Annotated in this window: 16 protein-coding genes; all 16 read left to right on the top strand. The window is 61.0% G+C overall.

Going from position 1 to position 16,495, the window contains the following annotated elements:
- Positions 1–9: 9 nt before the first annotated feature.
- The 16 genes from SMD27_RS21790 to SMD27_RS21715 all read left to right on the top strand — a co-directional run bounded on the left by SMD27_RS21790 (position 10) and on the right by SMD27_RS21715 (position 16,474).
- Positions 10–885: an ABC transporter permease gene (locus tag SMD27_RS21790; RefSeq protein WP_320510560.1), complete on the top strand. Its 876-nt coding sequence runs from the start codon at positions 10–12 to the stop codon at positions 883–885.
- A 2-nt stretch (positions 886–887) separates the two neighbouring features.
- Positions 888–1,664 carry an ABC transporter permease gene (locus SMD27_RS21785; protein ID WP_320510559.1) on the top strand — a complete coding sequence of 259 codons (777 nt, stop codon included), beginning with the start codon at positions 888–890 and terminating at the stop codon, positions 1,662–1,664.
- 4 nt (positions 1,665–1,668) lie between these two features.
- Positions 1,669–2,328 carry a pyroglutamyl-peptidase I family protein gene (locus SMD27_RS21780; protein ID WP_320510558.1) on the top strand — a complete coding sequence of 220 codons (660 nt, stop codon included), beginning with the start codon at positions 1,669–1,671 and terminating at the stop codon, positions 2,326–2,328.
- 23 nt (positions 2,329–2,351) lie between these two features.
- Complete coding sequence (locus SMD27_RS21775; RefSeq protein ID WP_320510557.1) at positions 2,352–3,446, top strand: ABC transporter ATP-binding protein; 1,095 nt, start codon at positions 2,352–2,354, stop codon at positions 3,444–3,446.
- Between the two features lie 379 nt (positions 3,447–3,825).
- Positions 3,826–5,553, top strand: coding sequence for a PqiB family protein (locus SMD27_RS21770; protein WP_320510556.1), 1,728 nt, complete (start codon positions 3,826–3,828; stop codon positions 5,551–5,553).
- Entirely contained in the window at positions 5,550–6,140 is a 591-nt protein-coding gene (locus tag SMD27_RS21765; protein WP_320510555.1) for a PqiC family protein, read from the top strand. Before SMD27_RS21770 ends, SMD27_RS21765 begins: the two co-directional genes overlap by 4 nt.
- Positions 6,141–6,145: 5 nt before the next feature.
- Entirely contained in the window at positions 6,146–7,468 is a 1,323-nt protein-coding gene (locus tag SMD27_RS21760; protein WP_320510554.1) for a paraquat-inducible protein A, read from the top strand.
- Positions 7,469–7,611: 143 nt separating this feature from the next.
- Positions 7,612–7,755 (top strand): efflux RND transporter permease subunit, encoded by a 144-nt coding sequence (locus tag SMD27_RS21755; protein WP_320510553.1) that lies wholly within the window; start codon positions 7,612–7,614, stop codon positions 7,753–7,755.
- Positions 7,756–8,028: 273 nt separating this feature from the next.
- Entirely contained in the window at positions 8,029–10,311 is a 2,283-nt protein-coding gene (locus tag SMD27_RS21750; protein ID WP_320510552.1) for a propanediol/glycerol family dehydratase large subunit, read from the top strand.
- A complete protein-coding gene (locus tag SMD27_RS21745; protein WP_320510551.1) occupies positions 10,308–10,754 on the top strand; it encodes a diol dehydratase small subunit in 447 nt (148 codons plus the stop codon). The genes SMD27_RS21750 and SMD27_RS21745 overlap by 4 nt, the downstream gene beginning before the upstream one ends.
- 9 nt (positions 10,755–10,763) lie before the next feature.
- A complete protein-coding gene (locus SMD27_RS21740; protein WP_320510550.1) occupies positions 10,764–11,456 on the top strand; it encodes a cysteine hydrolase family protein in 693 nt (230 codons plus the stop codon).
- A gap of 12 nt (positions 11,457–11,468) precedes the next feature.
- On the top strand, positions 11,469–12,203 hold the full coding sequence (locus SMD27_RS21735) for a type 1 glutamine amidotransferase (protein ID WP_320510549.1): 735 nt from the start codon (positions 11,469–11,471) through the stop codon (positions 12,201–12,203).
- Between the two features lie 205 nt (positions 12,204–12,408).
- Positions 12,409–13,572: an ABC transporter substrate-binding protein gene (locus SMD27_RS21730; protein ID WP_320510548.1), complete on the top strand. Its 1,164-nt coding sequence runs from the start codon at positions 12,409–12,411 to the stop codon at positions 13,570–13,572.
- 134 nt (positions 13,573–13,706) lie between these two features.
- A complete protein-coding gene (locus SMD27_RS21725) occupies positions 13,707–14,789 on the top strand; it encodes an ABC transporter ATP-binding protein (RefSeq protein ID WP_320510547.1) in 1,083 nt (360 codons plus the stop codon).
- Between the two features lie 9 nt (positions 14,790–14,798).
- Positions 14,799–15,650, top strand: coding sequence for an ABC transporter permease (locus SMD27_RS21720; protein WP_320510546.1), 852 nt, complete (start codon positions 14,799–14,801; stop codon positions 15,648–15,650).
- 2 nt (positions 15,651–15,652) lie between these two features.
- Positions 15,653–16,474 (top strand): ABC transporter permease, encoded by an 822-nt coding sequence (locus SMD27_RS21715; RefSeq protein WP_320510545.1) that lies wholly within the window; start codon positions 15,653–15,655, stop codon positions 16,472–16,474.
- Positions 16,475–16,495 lie beyond the last annotated feature (21 nt).

Raw genomic sequence — 16,495 nt, 5'->3', positions numbered from 1 at the left:
ACGGGTATCATGAGCTTTGCTATAAAGCGCCGCGATGCCGGCACGATAGCGCTGCTTGGCGGACCCGTTCTGATCTGCGCCGTCGCTATTATCGCTCCGCTGGTGCTGACCTTGATGGTCAGCTTCTGGGAGCGGCAGATGATCGGCATGAAGCCAGGTTTCACCCTGGCTTCATACGCCCTCTTCTTTGAGGGCGCGCGCTTCACGGTCCTTCAACGCAGCTTCTGGGTGGCAGCCAGCGCGACAATCATCATGCTGGCGATCGCCTATTTGGTCGCCTATCTCGCGACCTTCAAACTGTCACCCCAGCGCACCCGGATTTTCCTGTTTCTGCTCTCGGTGCCCTTCCTGGTGAATTACGTGATCCGGACCTTCGCCTGGGCTTATCTTCTAGGACGCACGGGGCCGATCAACGGGTTTCTGCAGCTGATCGGCCTGACCGGCGCACCCGTGGACTGGCTGCTGTTCAGTGATTTCTCTGTCTATCTTGGCCTCATCGCCGCCTATATGCCCTTCATGGTCTATCCCATCTGGCTTTCGCTCAGCGCCATCGACCGGCGGCTGATCGAGGCAAGCTGGATGCTGGGCGAACCGCCGCTCGGCACCTTCCTGCGGGTGGTCCTGCCACTCTCCTTGCCCGGCGTCTCCGCCGCGGCGATCTTCGGCTTCGTCGGTTCCTTCGGCGAGGTCGCCGTCTCGCAGATCCTGGGCGGCGTCGGCTACCAGCTCATGGGCAATGCGATCACCAGTTCGCTCGATGTGCTGAACTATCCGATGGCCGCGGCCATGTCCTCGGTCGTGGTCGGCTGCATGCTGCTGATGCTCACCCTCTGGCTGCGCTTCTTCGACCTGCGGCTCTTCCTCGGCAAGATGCTGGGACGGTGACCATGACATCTCGCAGTCTCGTCTGGCTCTTTCTGATCGGCGTCCTCGTCTTTCTTTATGCGCCGTTGGTACCGCCGGTCCTCCTCGCCATGCAGGACCCGGCCACCGGCACGATGAATTTCACCAGCTTCGGCGCTATCGCCGGCGACCAGATGTTGATGGGCGCGCTGCTCAATTCCGTCATTCTCGCGATCATCGTCGGCATCGCAGCACCACTGCTCGGCCTCGCTGCCGCCCAAGCGGTGCGCGCTTTCGGCATTCCCCGGCTGATCATCACGGTGATCCTGCTGCCGCTCTTCATCCCCGGCGCCAGCATGGGCGTTTCCACCAGCCTGTTCTTCAAGTTGACGGCGATCCCGCCCTCGCTCTTCACCATGGCGGTGGTGCAGATCCTCTGGGCCCTGCCCTTCGCCTTCCTGATCATACTGACGGTGATGTCCGGCTTCGACACGATCTATCTGGAAGCCGCCTATACTTGTGGCTCCAATCGCCTGCAGGCTTTCTGGGATATCGAATTGCCGCAGATCGCGCCCGGCATCAGTGGCGCGGCGATCTTCTCAATTATCCTGTCCTTCAACGAGACGGTCCGAACTGCCATCGTGCAAGGCGGCAATAACACGGTTCAGACCTTCGTCTGGTCGCGCTACCAGCAGGTCGGCCTGACGCCTAATATGTATGCTTTGATGAGCCTCATCATCGCGGTAACGCTACTCCTCATCCTGGCGCTGGTGGTGCTGGGACGCCGGGGCCAGGCCGCGACGACAGCGAATGAAGGTTGAGATCATGCGCGAAATCCTCCTTACCGGCTTCCAACCCTATGGCGGCAGGCCGCTCAATCCCTCGGCCGAGATCGTCCGGGCGCTCGACGGCAGCACGATCCGCGATGCCGTGGTTCGCGGCCTGCTCCTGCCGGTTTCCTTCGATGCCGCGAAGAAACCGCTGGAAGACGCGATCGCCAAGCATAAGCCGGTGGTGATCGCGTCGCTCGGCCTGTGGCCCGGCGAAGCGGTCATCCGGCTCGAACGGATCGCCGTCAACCGCGCCAGTTTCGAAATCGCCGATAATGATGGCCAGCGTCCGCTCGATACGCCGATCGAGCCCGGCGGCCCCGATGGCCGCGCCGTCACCCTGCCGGTCGCGAAGATCATCGCCGCCTTGCGCGGCAAGGGCATTCCGGCGCGCAGTTCGGATACCGCCGGCACGTTCCTGTGTAACACCACGCTCTATCGGGCGCTCGGTGCCTGTCAGCGCCTGGGCCTGGAGACACGCTGCGGCTTCATCCATCTGCCTTATCTGCCGCAGCAGGTGGCAGATCTGCTCGACGATCTCCTCGCGGAAGGCCGTCTCGAACTGCATCAGCGCGCCGATCTCGCCTCGATGAGCCTGGACATGATGCTCGATGCCGTCCGCACGGCATTGTTACTCTCTCTCGATCAAGGCTGAACCCGCCCATGCAGGATGTATCAATGCAGGCTGCAGCGGCTTCCGCTCCCCTCCTTCACGTCCGCACCGTCTGGAAGAAATTCGGCGACCGCGTAACCGCCGCCGGTGTCGATCTCCAGGTCGGCAATGGCGAGTTCTTCACGATGCTGGGCCCCAGCGGTTCCGGCAAATCCACCGTCCTGCGCATGATCTCCGGCCTGGAACAGCCCGATGGCGGCCGCATCCTCATCAATGGCGAGGACGTGACCGATCTGCCGCCCTGGCGGCGCGGCCTTGGCATGGTGTTCCAGCAATATGCCAATTTCCCGCATATGACCGTGGCGCAGAATATCGGCTATGGTCTGCGGCGCAGTAATCTCGATCGCGCGGCCTTGCGCGAGCGCGTCTCGGAACTGCTCGATCTGGTGAGCCTGCCCGGTTTCGAGGACAAGCCGGTGACCAAGCTCTCCGGTGGCGAGCAGCAGCGCGTCGCCATCGCCCGCGCCTTGGCGCCGCGTCCCCGCCTGCTGCTGCTCGATGAGCCGCTTTCCGCGCTCGACGAAAAGATCCGGCGTGAGATGCAGGTTCAGCTCAAGGATATCCAGCGCGCCACCGGCACCGCGTTCGTCTATGTCACCCATGATCAGGAAGAAGCCCTGACCATGAGCGACCGCGTCGCCGTGCTCAATTGGGGCTATCTGGTGCAGGTCGATGCGCCCCAGGCTTTGTTCCGCCAGCCCCGCACGAAATTCGTCGCGCAGTTCTTCCGCGGCAGCAATGTTGTCGAAGGACGTTTTATCGGCAGCGGGACGCAAACCGTCTTCGACTGCGCTGCCTTCCGCCTCGATTGCGGTGCCGTGGCCAATCCCGCCAATCCGCCCGCGGTCGCCATCCGCAACGAAGACATCCGCATTAATGCCCACTCCGTCGGAAATGTCGCGGAGGGCGAGACCGCTTTCGATGCAGTACTGGAACGAGTCGTCTATCGCGGCATCTATACGGACTTCCAGTTCAAGCTCGCCGACGGCCAGATCATCGTCGCCTCGGCGACCACTAACCAGGATCTAGCATCCGGCGCCAGGGTCCGGCTTGCCGTGAAGACCGACAGAATCATACCGCTCCACGCGGAACCAAGCTGATCTCGGCTTGGGTCGCAGTAAAGGGCAGCCCCGCAAGGCTGCCCTTTATGCATTCGCTGCCTGCAAGCCGGGGATTCCCCCAACGCCCAATGGGGCATTGCCGACCATTTGACGGAGCCCGGCCCGCTGTATAAGAATTAGACGACTATAGCATGCGGGTTTGGACTATTCCCCTTGTCCCATCGATTCGCCCTTCAAGTGACTGGTGAAGATGGAACCCATGACGACTGCATCAGATCGATCGGCAGGCTACTTCTGAAGTCACGTTATTTTCTGGACCGCATTACGTACCGACCATGCGTTGAGTTCGATCGGCGTAACCGGGGGTCGCCTCCGCGCGCTGCAGGACAGGCAAAACAGCTCGAAAGAAGGAACTCCCATGAGTGACATCATCGAGCCACCCGCGCAGGAGGCGCCACATTCGGCAGAACCGGCGCATCCGCAGGCAAAGACGCGCCGCGCACGGCGCATCCCGATTATCTGGATCATTCCGTTGGTTGCCATTGCAATCGGCGGCTGGCTTGCCTGGGATACCTGGTCGAAGAAGGGCCCGACGATCACGGTCTCATTCGAAAGCGCCGAAGGCCTGACGGCTGGGCAATCGCAATTGCGCTTCAAGGATATCGTCTTCGGCACAGTCCAAAGCTTCACCCTTACCCCAGACAATTCGCGTGTCATCGTGACAATCGCGACGACGCGCGAAGCCGAGCCGCTGCTGACCGATCAAACAGTGTTCTGGGTGGTCAAGCCACGATTATTCGCAGGCAATGTCTCCGGACTGGAGACTGTGCTCTCCGGCTCCTATATCGCGATGCTGCCGCCTGAAAAGCCGGGGAAGCCGAAACGGAACTTCGTCGGACGCGAAGATCCGCCGGTCCAGGAAGCGCATGTGCCGGGCCGCACCTTTCTGATCAAGGCCAACCGCTTAGGCTCGATTTCCGTCGGCTCGCCTGTTTTCTTCCGCGATCTCGATGTCGGCGAAGTGCTCGGCTGGGACATCGCCGATATGGCGGAAAGCGTCACGATCCGGACTTTCGTCCGTGCCCCCTATGACGCCTATGTGAATGACGATACCCGCTTCTGGAACGCGTCGGGCGTTTCCGTGAAATTCGGCGGCGGCGGTGTCGAGCTTCAGGTCGAATCCCTGCGCGCCATCCTGCTGGGCGGCATGGCTTTCGAAACCCCGCCCCAAAGCCATGGCCGCACCACGAGTGTGCAGAACCACGTTTTCCCACTATTCCCCGATCGCGACACCGCCGATGCTGCTTCCTATAACCGGAAGATCCCGGTTATCTCCTATTTCTCTGGCTCCGTCCGGGGCATTGCGCCCGGATCTGAAGTGACGATGCACGGCCTTACCATCGGCCGCGTCACCGCCGTCGGGCTGGTCTATGATGGCGACAGAAACGATATCCTGGCTCCGGTCCATTATGAGATCGAACCGGAACGCATCCTGGGCGTCGGTACGAAAGCGGTTTTCAAGACGGCCCTGGAAGCCGCGGACACCATGGTGAAGCGCGGCCTGCGCGCGACGCTGCAGAGCAGCAATCTGCTGACCGGCCAACAGGTCGTGGCGCTCGAATTCATACCGAGCGCCACGCCGGCGACGGCGCGGATGGAAGGCACGGATGTGGTGCTCCCGGCCAGCGATGCCGCCGGCTTGAGCGGCCTGCAAACCTCCGCAACCGACCTGCTCAATAAACTGAATGCAATTCCCTTTGCCCAGATCGGCGCAAGCCTCAACGGCATCCTGGCTTCGGCCAACGACCTCTCCAGGAGTACAGAGCTGCGGCAGACGCTTGCTGAAGCAGCCGGCGCCGTCAAAGAAGCGAGCGCCTTCGTGCGCGAGCTCAACACCGGAACAGGACCGGCTTTCAAGCAATTGCCGCAAGTGATGATGGGCCTGCAAAAGACCATGACCAATGTCGATCGGCTGTTCCTGTCGCTGAATACCGGCTACGGCGACAACACCAAATTCAGCCGCGACCTGCAGCGGCTCATCGTGCAGCTTAACGAAGCGGTTCGCTCCTTCCGGTCGTTGGCCGACATGCTCGTGCAGCATCCGGAAGCATTCATCAAAGGCAGACCGGCGGGGGGGCTTGAATGACAAAGATGCCGCGGCAACTCTTCATTGCCACGCTGGGATTGACAGTTGCGCTTGGCGGCTGCGCCTCGCCGAGCCCACAGCTCTACACCATCGCCCCGGTATCGGGCGCCGAACACAAAGCCGGGCCTGCGGTGATCGTGCTCCAACAGATTTCCCTTGCGCGTTATCTGGAACGGCAGCAGATCGTCCGTTCCTCGGAAGGCTATAAGCTGGATGTGCTGGAGAATGACTGGTGGGGCGAACCCTTATCGGCAATGCTTAGCCGCGTTCTGGTCGAGGAACTCAGCCAGCGCCTGCCGCAAAGCACAGTGCTCGGCGAGAGCGGCGCGGTCTCGGTTTCACCGGATGCGACAGTCGAGCTGAATATCCTGCGGCTCGACCAGGATGCGGCGGGACATGTCATCCTGCAGGCCCAGGCAAGCATCAACTACAAAGACCAGGAAGCGCCCCGCCTGCAGAGCTTTCGCTTCAGCGTGCCGCCGTCGGGCTCGGATGTTCAGGGGGAAGTCGCAGCGATCAGCGTCGCTTTGGGACAGCTCGCCGATAAGCTCGCCCCCATAATCGCAACAGGAAGAACGGCGCGGTGACGCCGATGACGGCCGCAGATGCCCCCATTAGCGATACTCTGACGGCAATGCCCCCGGCACAGCCGCAGCTTCGCGAATGCGGCGGTTGTGGTCTGCTTCAATCGGTTCCCGCCATCGGCCCCGGCATGCGCGCCCAATGCGCGCGCTGCGGCATCACGCTCTACAGCGTCAGCACACATCCCTTGGATCACAGCATCGCTCTCACTCTCGCCTCCATCGTGCTGATGGCGGTCATGTGCGCTACGACGCTGATGCATGTGCAGACAGCCGGCATCACATTGCATGCCGGTCTCTTTTCCGGGCCAGAGGAGCTCGTACGCCGCGGTATGAGCATGCTGGCGGTTGTCGTGGTCTTCGTGACCGTGATTGCACCGGCCGGCAAGCTTCTCGGCACGCTCTATGTCCTGCTGCGCCTGCATGAAGCCGCACCACCACATCATTTGCGGCGGGTTTTTGCTTTGGCGGAGAAATTGCGCCCCTGGTCGATGATCGAAGTCTTCATCCTCGGCGTCTTCGTGGCTTATGTGAAGCTGGGCGATCTTGTGCATATCACGCTCGAGACCGGCGTCTTCGCCCTCATGGCGCTCACCATCACCATCATCTGGGCTGACGCCGCTCTGGACCGCGAGCTGATCTGGCAGCGCCTCGGGTACCACGATCCGGAGAGCATTCCACTGCATCCCGCCCGGGCCAATCTCGCCGGGGCCGTCGGCTGTGAGACCTGCCATCTCGTCAGCCTGCCGCAAGGAAAACATGCGTGTTGCCCGCGCTGCGGCAGCGCCCTTCATGTCCGCAAGCCCAACAGCGTCTCCCGTACCTGGGCACTGATCATCGCGGCGGCGATCCTCTACATCCCCGCCAACTACTTCCCCGTCTTGACGGTGATGCAGCTCGGTGCCGGAGCGCCCAGCACCATCCTCGGCGGCGTTGAGGAATTGCTCGATGCGCATATGTATCCCCTCGCCGCTTTGGTCTTCTTTGCCAGTATCGTCGTGCCGGTGCTCAAGCTGATCGGCCTGGCCATTATGCTGATCGCCGTGCAGACCGGCTATGCGGGCGGGCTGCGCGACCGCACCAGGCTCTATTACGTCGTGCGGTGGATCGGGCGCTGGTCCATGGTCGACATCTTCATGGAATCCCTGCTCGGCGCCCTGGTGCGTTTCGGCGCTGCCATCACCATCGAGCCCGGCATGGGCGCGGTCGCCTTTTGCGCCGTGGTCATCTTGACGATGTTCGCCGCTGAGATCTTCGACCCGCGATTAATGTGGGATGCGGCCGCGGCCCGCCGGTCATTGCAGGCACAACCCAGCGCGGTGCCAGCGCGTTAGCATCAGAAACGGAATGCCGCAATCCCGGCATCGTTCTCGGCTTGTCGTGGCAGGAGAGACTCTGTGACAGTTGTTACGATTGGGCGCGCGGCAAGAATGCCATTTTGATTATCGAATTCGCGAAGGGACGGCACGAGGAGGGCATGAGTATCATCGAAGCGGCAATGGCTGGAACACGCCAACGTTTCCGTCGCGTACTCATGACCGCATTGGCATCGATCTTCGGCGTATTGCCTCGCGTTCCGACACCAGCGCAGGCGCCAGCAGCCGGCAATCGATTGGACTGACGCTGTTTGGCGGCTTATTCTACGGAAATTCGGCCGAAAAATCAGATGCAACAGGGTAAAAGCGACAATTGTCCCAGGCCGCGTTCTGCTCAGGGTATTCAGCAATCCCCCGCATTTTGTGCACTGCGGCGTGCGCTCCATCCCCGACATCAGTTCTACTTGTCAAACCGGCGGCGGCCCCGGTCAAGTAAAAGCCTGGATGGCGTCCTAAATTGCTAGGGTGGGAGCTGATCGGACCTGGAGGCTCGGCCTCAACCACCGGCGGAGAAAATCATGAGCGAACCAAAGCAGCAAAGCGCCAATCGCTGGCGTCGTTTCGCCGATTGGGACGAGCGGCCGCTACGGCTCGATCGGTTTGCCGTGGAAGATCCGCAAAATGGCTTTGCCGCTTTCAAGGGCGCCAAGGACCCGGCACCGGGCCTGGCCATCGAAAACGGCCGCGTCACCCGGATGGACGGGGTCGCCGCCGCCGATTTCGACATGATCGATGTGTTCATAGCCGAGCATCACCTCGATCTCGATCTGGCGCCCAAGGCCATGGCCATGCCGTCCACCGAGATCGCCCGGATGCTGGTCGATTTCAACATCCCTCGCACCGAGCTGACGCGCCTCGCCCACGGCCTAACCCCCGCCAAGCTGGCCGAGGTGGTGGCGCAATTGTCGTCGATCGAAATCGCCTATGCCTTCTCCAAGATGCGGGCACGCAAGACGCCGGGCAATCAGGCCCATGTCACCAACGCCAAGGACGACCCCTTGCAATTGGCGGCGGATGCCGCGACCGCCGTGGCTTTCGGCTTCGACGAGATCGAAACCACCATGCGTGTCGCTCGCAATGCCTGGGCAAATGCGTTGGCCTGTTCGGTCGGCGCTGCCGTCGGCCGTTGGGGCACCTTGTTTCAATGCGCCAGCGAGGAAGCGGAAGAATTGCAGATCGGCATGGCCGGCTTCACCTCCTATGCCGAGACGGTATCGGTCTATGGCACGGAAAAAGCGTTCATGGATGGCGATGATACGCCCTGGTCGAAGGCCTTTCTGGCCGCCGCTTACGCTTCGCGCGGCATCAAGATGCGCTGCACTTCGGGTGCCGCCTCGGAACTGCTGATGGGCTTTCACGAATCGAAGTCGCTGCTTTACCTGGAAGCGCGCTGTCTCTGCCTGCAGCGTGCCATGGGTGTCCAGGGCACGCAGAATGGTGGCATCGACGGCGCCCCGCTCGCATCGACCATGCCCGGTGGTGTGCGCGAATTGATGGCCGAGAATCTGATCGCCGTCTGGCTGGACCTGGAATGTGCAACGGGCAATGATGCGCGGCATTCGGAATCGGAAATTCGCGTCGGCGCCAAGATCCTGCCGCTCCTGATCGCCGGATCGGATTTGATCTGTTCCGGATTCGGCTCAATCCTTAAATATGACAACTCCTTCAATCCCTCTTCCTTCAATGGCGAGGAAATGGAGGATTTCCTGGTGCTGCAGCGGGATTTCGAAGCCGATGGCGGCTTGAAATCGATCGGTGAAAGCGAAGCTCTGGCGCTGCGCCGGCGTGCCGTGGATGCCTTAAGCGCCGTTCTCGCCGATTTGGAGCTCAGCCAGCCGAGCGCGGCGATGAAAGCCAGTGTCGTCGTCGCCTCCGGCTCCAATGATACGGAGAGTTATCTGCCGCGCGATGTGAGCTTGATCAGCGAGGAGATCAAAAGACGTGGCATCAATGTATTGGATGTCATCCGCGCCTTGGCCAGGCAGGGTTATCGCGAGGAGGCCGAAAATCTGTTGAACGTCGTGCGCCTGCGGGTCTCCGGCGATTATTTGCAGACTTCGTCGGTCATTCGCAATGGCAGCGTCCTCAGCGCCGTCAATGACGCGAATGATTATGCCGGACCGGGTACCGGCTATCGCCTCAGCGACCAGCGGCGACGCGAATTGGTTTCGATCCGCGATGTGCTCGACCGTGAAGAAGTGCTGCGTACCGAGGCCACCTATGCCCGTGACGAGGAACGCCGCATTCGCTACCGGGTTCTCGGCGGCGCCGAGCCCGGCCAGCCGAAGAATGAGGTCGTCATTGGCCTCAGCCCGGCCTTCGGCCTGAAGCTCTATCGCAGCCTGGCGGGCCATCCGCTATCGGCGCTGCTCCGCGAACTGGTTGGCGGAATTACGGCAAAGGGCGGTCAACCGCGCATCGTGCGGATGCGACATACGGCAGACACCTCCTTTCTCGGCCTCAGCGCCGCGCGGTTGGCAGGCTCGGGCATTGGCATCGGCTTGCAGGCCAAGGGGACGGCCGTCATTCATCAAGCGGATCGGCTGCCGCATCACAACCTGGAGCTCTTCTCCAATGCCCCCATCACCAAGCTCGCGCATTACCGGCAGCTGGGGGAGAATGCCGCGATTTATGCAAAGGGCGAGATGCCTGAGCCGGTTGTCGTGCCGACCGAAGGAGAAGCCATGGGTGCACGGTTTCATGCGCAGGTCGCGTTGATCTATGCCATCGAAACCTCGCTGGCGGTTGACGGTGCTCAACCTGAAGAGATCGAGGTCGACTTTCTGGAGGACCGGCCATGATACGAGACGACAATAGGATGAAGCTGGGCCTCACGATTGGGGATTATCCGCTGGCGGAAAAACGGCCCGATCTGGTGGTCTCTGCCCGGAACAAGTCCCTTGCCGATCTGACCCTGGAAGCGGTCGAACAAGGTGCCGCCAGTTTGGAAGATTTCCGCATCACACCACGCGCTTTGCGGCTACAGGCGGAAATTGCCGAAGCGGCGGGACGGCCGACCTTGGGGCGAAATTTCGAACGGGCGGCGGAATTGGTCGACGTGCCGCAGGAAACCATCCTGCAAATCTACGAGTTGCTGCGCCCGGGCCGGGCCAAGAGCAAGATTGAGCTTCTTGACGCCGCCCGCTTGCTGCGCGAGCAATATGGCGCCGGCACAATGGCCGGATTCGTTGAGCAGGCGGCCGAGGTCTATGAACGGCGCGGCCTGTTCACCTATCGTTTTTGAGAGTGCCCCATGAGTTGGAAAACGCGTCACCGCTCCTTCTATTATCAGGATGCCCCGGAACCGGCGGATCTTGATTTATCGCCATCGGAAACCGCCTTGCTGGTGATCGATGTCCAGAACACTTATCTTGCCCGTCCCGACCGAGCCAGCGTCTCGCCGGCCGACCGCGCCAGTTATGACGCCTGGACGCCGTTCCATGAGCGCATGCAAGAACTGGTCATTCCGCGCACGGCCGATCTGCTGCAACGGTTTCGCCGGAACGGCATGGAATGCCTGTTTGCCCGCATCGCCTGCCAGACCAAGGATGGCCGGGACCGGTCGCTCAGTCAGAAAATGCCCGGCTGGAACAATCTGCTCCTGCCGAAAGACGAACATGCCTCCCAGATCGTGCCGGAACTGGCGCCCCAGGGCGACGAGATCGTCGTCACCAAAACGACCGACAGCGCCTTGACGGGTACCAATCTGCGGCTGATCCTGCACAATCTCGGCATCAAGAATGTCATTTGCACCGGCATCTTCACTGACCAATGCGTGTCCTCGACCGTGCGCAGCCTCGCTGATGAAAGCTTGAATGTCGTTGTGGTCGAGGATTGCTGTGCCGCCGGCTCACATGCTTTGCATGAACAGGAACTGGCCATCATCAACATGATCTATTGCCATGTCGTCTCGGCAGAGGAGCTGATCGGCATGATGCGGCTTTGAGCGTCACTGCCCATGCGGCGTATCCTGGTCATCGTTCCCGAACTGGTCGCGCCGCCCGGCCTCCTGGGACAGGCGGTAATCGAATACGGCTTTGCCTATGACGCAATCTTTCCGGAAAGCCGCTTTGCCAGCCACGCGCCGCTGAATTATCCCGGCCTGCCGAGCGAGCCCGGCACCTATGCCGGCCTGATCGTGCTGGGCGGGCCGATGAGTGCCAATGATCTTCGAAAGCATTCGTTCCTAGAAGAAACCATGCGCCTCATCGTCGGCTTCCACGCAGCCGACAGACCCGTTCTCGGCATTTGCCTCGGCGCGCAGATCATCGCCCGCAGTTTCGGCGGCGAGGTCTATCGCATGGCGGCCTTCGAATCCGGCTTTTATGACATGGAATTGACCGAGGCTGGACGGGCGGATCCGCTGTTTCGCGCGGTCGATGAGCCGTTTACGGTCTTCCAGAATCATTATGAAGCAACCCGCGGGACACCAGGCGCCGTCACTTTGGCGACGGGTGGCGCCTGTCCGGTCCAGGCATTCCGTCTTGGCCGGGCCACTTATGGGCTGCAATTCCATATCGAGGTAACGATTGACATCGTGCGCGACTGGATCCGGGTATTCGGCGCTGCCTTTTGTCGCGATGAGCCACGGCTATTAACCGATCTCGACCGGCAGTTCGCAACAAGTTTTGCCGATTACCGTCAGGTGTGTCACCATCTCATCCGCCAGTGGCTTAGCCTGACAAGCGTTTGACCGGCGCAGGATGTCAAAATTGCCGGCCGCAATGTCAAGATTAGGCGGCTGGCCTCTTCTATTGTTTGTAGAGCCGGAATCATAACCGGGACGCAGCAAGCGCTCCGCCGGCACCCATAACACGTCTGCAGGGGAGCAGGCGGATAATCGGCCGCGGCCGGAAAGGCCGCGCGACGCAACGGCCGAGCGATCCTGGGAGGATGATATGAGGCAGTTCAAGCAGTCACGGCGTAATTTCATGCAGACATCGGCTGCCGCAGCGGCGGCCTTTGCGACCGGCGGCGTTGCAGGCCTGGGATCAGCTTTGGCGGCGCGTCCGAAGGAGCTCAATATTCTCTGCTGGGAGGGCTACAACTCGGCCCAGGTGCTCGATCCCTTCCGTGAATCGAAGAGCGCGACCGTCAAGGCCGAATCACTCACCAATGACCCCACCATGATCAACCGGTTGCGGGCGGGCGAAATCAACGTCTGGGATCTGATCAATGTCAACAATCCCTGGGCCCGCAAGATCATGTATCCGGAAAAGCTGATCAAGCCGCTGGACCGGGCCAAGATGGAGCCTTATTTCGAGAAGATGCTGCCGATGTTCAAGCCGCCCTATAAATGGGCGATGGATGACGGCGGCAAGGAGCTGCTGGGCATGTGCCAGCGCTTCGGCCCCTATAGTTTCGTCGTCAACACCGACAAGGTGAGCCGGCAGACGGCAGAGGACCAGGGCTGGGATCTGTGGAACGACCCGGCGAATAGCAAGAAATACGGCGTTCTGGAATCCGATGACTGGAATGTCTTCGGCATCTGCTGCATCGCCGGCTTCGATCCGTTCAAGCAGCACGACGATGCCGAAGTGGCGAAATTCACCGAGGCCGCCAAGCGCGTCTTCAAGGGCGCCAAGATGGTCGGCGATATCGCCACGATGAACCAGGCGATGATTTCCGGCGAGATCGATTTCCATCTGACCGGCGGCACCTATTCGGCCTCACCGGCGCGCCATGATGGCGCCACCAATATCCGCGGCATCACACCAAAAAAGGGACCGATGCGCGACGGTTTGGGCGGCATCTCCTGGATCGAGGTGACATCGGTCGTCAACAATCCGGATGTCTCGCCCTTGGCGGTGGAGTTCCTGCAATATGTTCAGGATCCCAAGACCGCCCACATCGTGGCCTTCGCCGAAGGTACCTTCAATCCGGTCGCCCAGATGGGCAATAAGGAATGCTTCGATCTCTTCACCAAAGAGGAGCTCGACGCGATCCAATGGGACAGCCTGGAAGAGGAAATGTCGCGGTCGATCGAATATGACATCGTCCCGGATTACGACAAGCTGCTGGACATCATGTCGGCGGCGAAGCGTGAAGCTTCCGGCGGATGAGCATCGGCGCTCTCGGCTCGGCAGCCGCAACCAATTGCCGGGCCGCGACCGGGCATGCGCTATCCCGCATGGCTTGGTCGCGGCCCCGATGAATTTCCAATTGCCTATGGCGTTCATGACGGATTACCGGGACTATGAGTGACGAGAGCACCACCGGCCGCAGCTCCATCCTGCAATTGCGGCAATTGACCAAAAGCTTCGGCAATTTCACCGCGGTCGACCGGATCGATCTCGATATCGCCGAAGGGGAATTCTTCACCATCGTGGGACCGTCGGGCAGCGGCAAGACGACATTGCTACGGATGCTGACCGGCATGGAGACGCCGAGCGGCGGCGATATCCTGCTGCGCGGCAAGCGCATCAACGACCTGCCGGCCAATCGCCGCCCCACCTGCATGGTGTTCCAGTCGCTGGCTTTGTTTCCGCACCGGACCGTTGGCCAGAATATCGAGTTTCCGCTGAAGATCCGCGGCGTTGATGCGGCATCACGCAAGGCGCGGGCCTTGCAATTGCTGGATCAGTTGCGGCTGCCGCAGGATCATTACGGCAAGAGCGTCACCAAATGCTCGGGCGGCGAGCGGCAGCGCGTCGCCTTGGCCCGGGCGCTCGCCTATAATCCGGAAATCCTGTTCTTCGACGAGCCACTTTCGGCGATCGACTACAAACTCCGGAAGACATTGGAAAAGGAACTGAAGGATATCCACCGGGAGACTGGCAAGACCTTCATCTACATCACCCACAGCCTGGAAGAGGCCATGGTGATGAGTGACCGGATCGGCGTGATGCGCGCAGGCCATCTGGTCCAGGTCGGCACGCCGCACGAGATCTACACGGCACCGCAGAGCAAGTTCGTTTCAGAATTCATCGGCGACGTCAATGTCATCGCCGTCCAGGCGCAGGCCAATGGCCAATTGCACGCGGCGGAATTCGGCACCAGCTTCGCGCCGCCGCGCCTGCCCAATGGCTTCACCAGCGGGCATTTGGTCGTGCGGCCGGAATTCCTGCGCTTTCTCGACCGCCCGGACAGTGCGGTCAACTGCCTGGAAGGTCGGCTCTATAACGAATATGCCCTCGGCTCCCGCATTCAATATCAGGTGCGCGTCGGCGAGCACGTCTTCATCGTGGAGAAATTGCGGCAGCAAGCTTTCGGCGGCCAGCGCGACGATGCTGTTTTGATTGGCTGGGATGCCAAGGACAGCATCCTGGTGGCGGAATAGGGTGGAACGATGTCGCTTCGGAAATTCGCCGCCGGACCGCTTTGTGCGCTGCCGATCGGCCTTTTTCTCCTGATCGGTTTTGCCGCGCCGCTGCTCGCGGTCATCGGCTTCAGCTTCATGCCGCCGCGAACCTTCGGCCTGTTCCTCGATCCGACCCTGGCCAATTATGTCGAGATCGTCGAATCGACCAGCTACATCTCCTTCCTCTGGTCGCTGGCCCTGGCGGCGCTGACCGTCGCCATCCTTGCCGTCATCTGCTATCCGATCGCCTATGGCATGGCGCGCATTTTCGGCAAATGGTCGATGCTGGTGACGCTGCTTTTCACCATCCCGCTTTTCGTGTCGGAAAACGTGCGGCTCTATGGCTGGGTTCTGTTCTTTATCAAGAATGGCGTACTGCTCGGCACGCTGAAATCCGTTTTCGGTATCGAGGTCAATAGCTGGCTCTTCACCACCAGCATCATTCTCTGGGGCATGGTCTATGTTTACTTGCCCTTCATGCTGTTTCCCATGACCTTGGGTGTGGCCATGGTGCCGGATCAGACCCGGGAAGCGGCGCTCGATCTCGGCGCCACGCGCTGGCAGGTGTTCCGTGAAGTCGAGCTTCCCCTGTCGATGCCGGGAATCATGATCGGCTTCCTGCTTTCCTTCGTCCTGGCCGTTGGCGCCATCACCGAAGCCAAGGTGTTGGGCGGGCAGCGCGTCATCCCCATCATCCACGATATCGAAATCGCCTTCACCTATGCGCAGAACTGGCCCTTGGGCGCGGCGCTGGCGGTGTTGCTGATGCTGGTGGTCGGCTTTCTGGTCCTGCTCGTGCTTAGGCGGTTCGATCTGGACGCGATCTTGGGGCGGAGGTAGCCATGCCCGGTTCACCTGCGCAACGTTGGCGACACGCTTTGGTCCTCGTCTGGACCTGCGCCATCATCATCTTCATGTATCTGCCGGCACTGTGTCTCCTGCTCGCCTCCCTCACCGCCAGCCGCTATTTCATCTTTCCGATCACCCGCTGGGGCGTCAATTGGTGGCAGAAGACCTTCGCCTCGATCGAGATTCGCCAGCTCTTCGAAACCTCGATCCTGATCGCGCTTTGCGTCACCGCGATCTCCGTCGTCATCGCCTTTTTCGGAGCCCTGGCGTTCGCGCGGTATAATTGGCGCGGCCGGTCGATCTATCAGAAGATCGTGCTGCTGCCGATTTTCTTTCCCCAATCGGTGCTCGGCCTGGCGCTGCTGCTGTGGTTCAACGCGCTTGGCCTTGGCCTTTCCTGGCGCACCGGCGTGCTGGCGCATCTGGTCTGGATCGTGCCGGTCGCAACCCTGGTGATCTCGATCCAGGTCTATAGCTTCGATCCGGCATTGGAGGAAGCGGCCTTCGATCTCGGCGCCACACGCTGGCAGGTCTTCCGCGAAGTGACACTGCCGGTGCTGTTCCCCGGTATCTTCTCAGGCGCCCTTTTCAGCTTCCTGCTCTCCTGGGGCAATTTCCCGCTCTCGCTCTTCACCACAGGTGCCGATAACACCATTCCCAAATATCTCTACGCCAAGATGGTGGCCGGCTATACGCCCGGCGTACCGGTTCTGGGAACGGTTTCAACTTTCGGCGCCGCCTTGCTGCTGCTCATCGGCTATGCGGTAATCTTGATCTTCCGCCGGCGCCGCAGCGAAACAGCGGCCGAAAAATAAAACGGTCTGAAGGAGGAACGC

This window comes from Dongia soli, assembly GCF_034044715.1.
GTDB classification, from domain to species: domain Bacteria; phylum Pseudomonadota; class Alphaproteobacteria; order Dongiales; family Dongiaceae; genus Dongia_B; species Dongia_B soli.
The sequence above is the reverse complement of the archived record's forward strand: the minus strand, read 5'-3'. Positions and strand labels throughout refer to the sequence as shown.

Bases quoted from the DNA above. Each gene is read 5' to 3' on its own strand.
- SMD27_RS21785 (WP_320510559.1), top strand. From the start codon at position 888: ATGACATCTCGCAGTCTCGTCTGGCTCTTTCTGATCGGCGTCCTCGTC.
- SMD27_RS21775 (WP_320510557.1), top strand. From the start codon at position 2,352: ATGCAGGCTGCAGCGGCTTCCGCTCCCCTCCTTCACGTCCGCACCGTC.
- SMD27_RS21730 (WP_320510548.1), top strand. From the start codon at position 12,409: ATGAGGCAGTTCAAGCAGTCACGGCGTAATTTCATGCAGACATCGGCT.
- SMD27_RS21740 (WP_320510550.1), top strand. From the start codon at position 10,764: ATGAGTTGGAAAACGCGTCACCGCTCCTTCTATTATCAGGATGCCCCG.
- SMD27_RS21745 (WP_320510551.1), top strand. From the start codon at position 10,308: ATGATACGAGACGACAATAGGATGAAGCTGGGCCTCACGATTGGGGAT.
- SMD27_RS21760 (WP_320510554.1), top strand. From the start codon at position 6,146: ATGACGGCCGCAGATGCCCCCATTAGCGATACTCTGACGGCAATGCCC.
- SMD27_RS21780 (WP_320510558.1), top strand. From the start codon at position 1,669: ATGCGCGAAATCCTCCTTACCGGCTTCCAACCCTATGGCGGCAGGCCG.
- SMD27_RS21725 (WP_320510547.1), top strand. From the start codon at position 13,707: ATGAGTGACGAGAGCACCACCGGCCGCAGCTCCATCCTGCAATTGCGG.
- SMD27_RS21735 (WP_320510549.1), top strand. From the start codon at position 11,469: ATGCGGCGTATCCTGGTCATCGTTCCCGAACTGGTCGCGCCGCCCGGC.
- SMD27_RS21715 (WP_320510545.1), top strand. From the start codon at position 15,653: ATGCCCGGTTCACCTGCGCAACGTTGGCGACACGCTTTGGTCCTCGTC.
- SMD27_RS21720 (WP_320510546.1), top strand. From the start codon at position 14,799: ATGTCGCTTCGGAAATTCGCCGCCGGACCGCTTTGTGCGCTGCCGATC.
- SMD27_RS21770 (WP_320510556.1), top strand. From the start codon at position 3,826: ATGAGTGACATCATCGAGCCACCCGCGCAGGAGGCGCCACATTCGGCA.
- SMD27_RS21765 (WP_320510555.1), top strand. From the start codon at position 5,550: ATGACAAAGATGCCGCGGCAACTCTTCATTGCCACGCTGGGATTGACA.
- SMD27_RS21750 (WP_320510552.1), top strand. From the start codon at position 8,029: ATGAGCGAACCAAAGCAGCAAAGCGCCAATCGCTGGCGTCGTTTCGCC.
- SMD27_RS21755 (WP_320510553.1), top strand. From the start codon at position 7,612: ATGAGTATCATCGAAGCGGCAATGGCTGGAACACGCCAACGTTTCCGT.
- SMD27_RS21790 (WP_320510560.1), top strand. From the start codon at position 10: ATGAGCTTTGCTATAAAGCGCCGCGATGCCGGCACGATAGCGCTGCTT.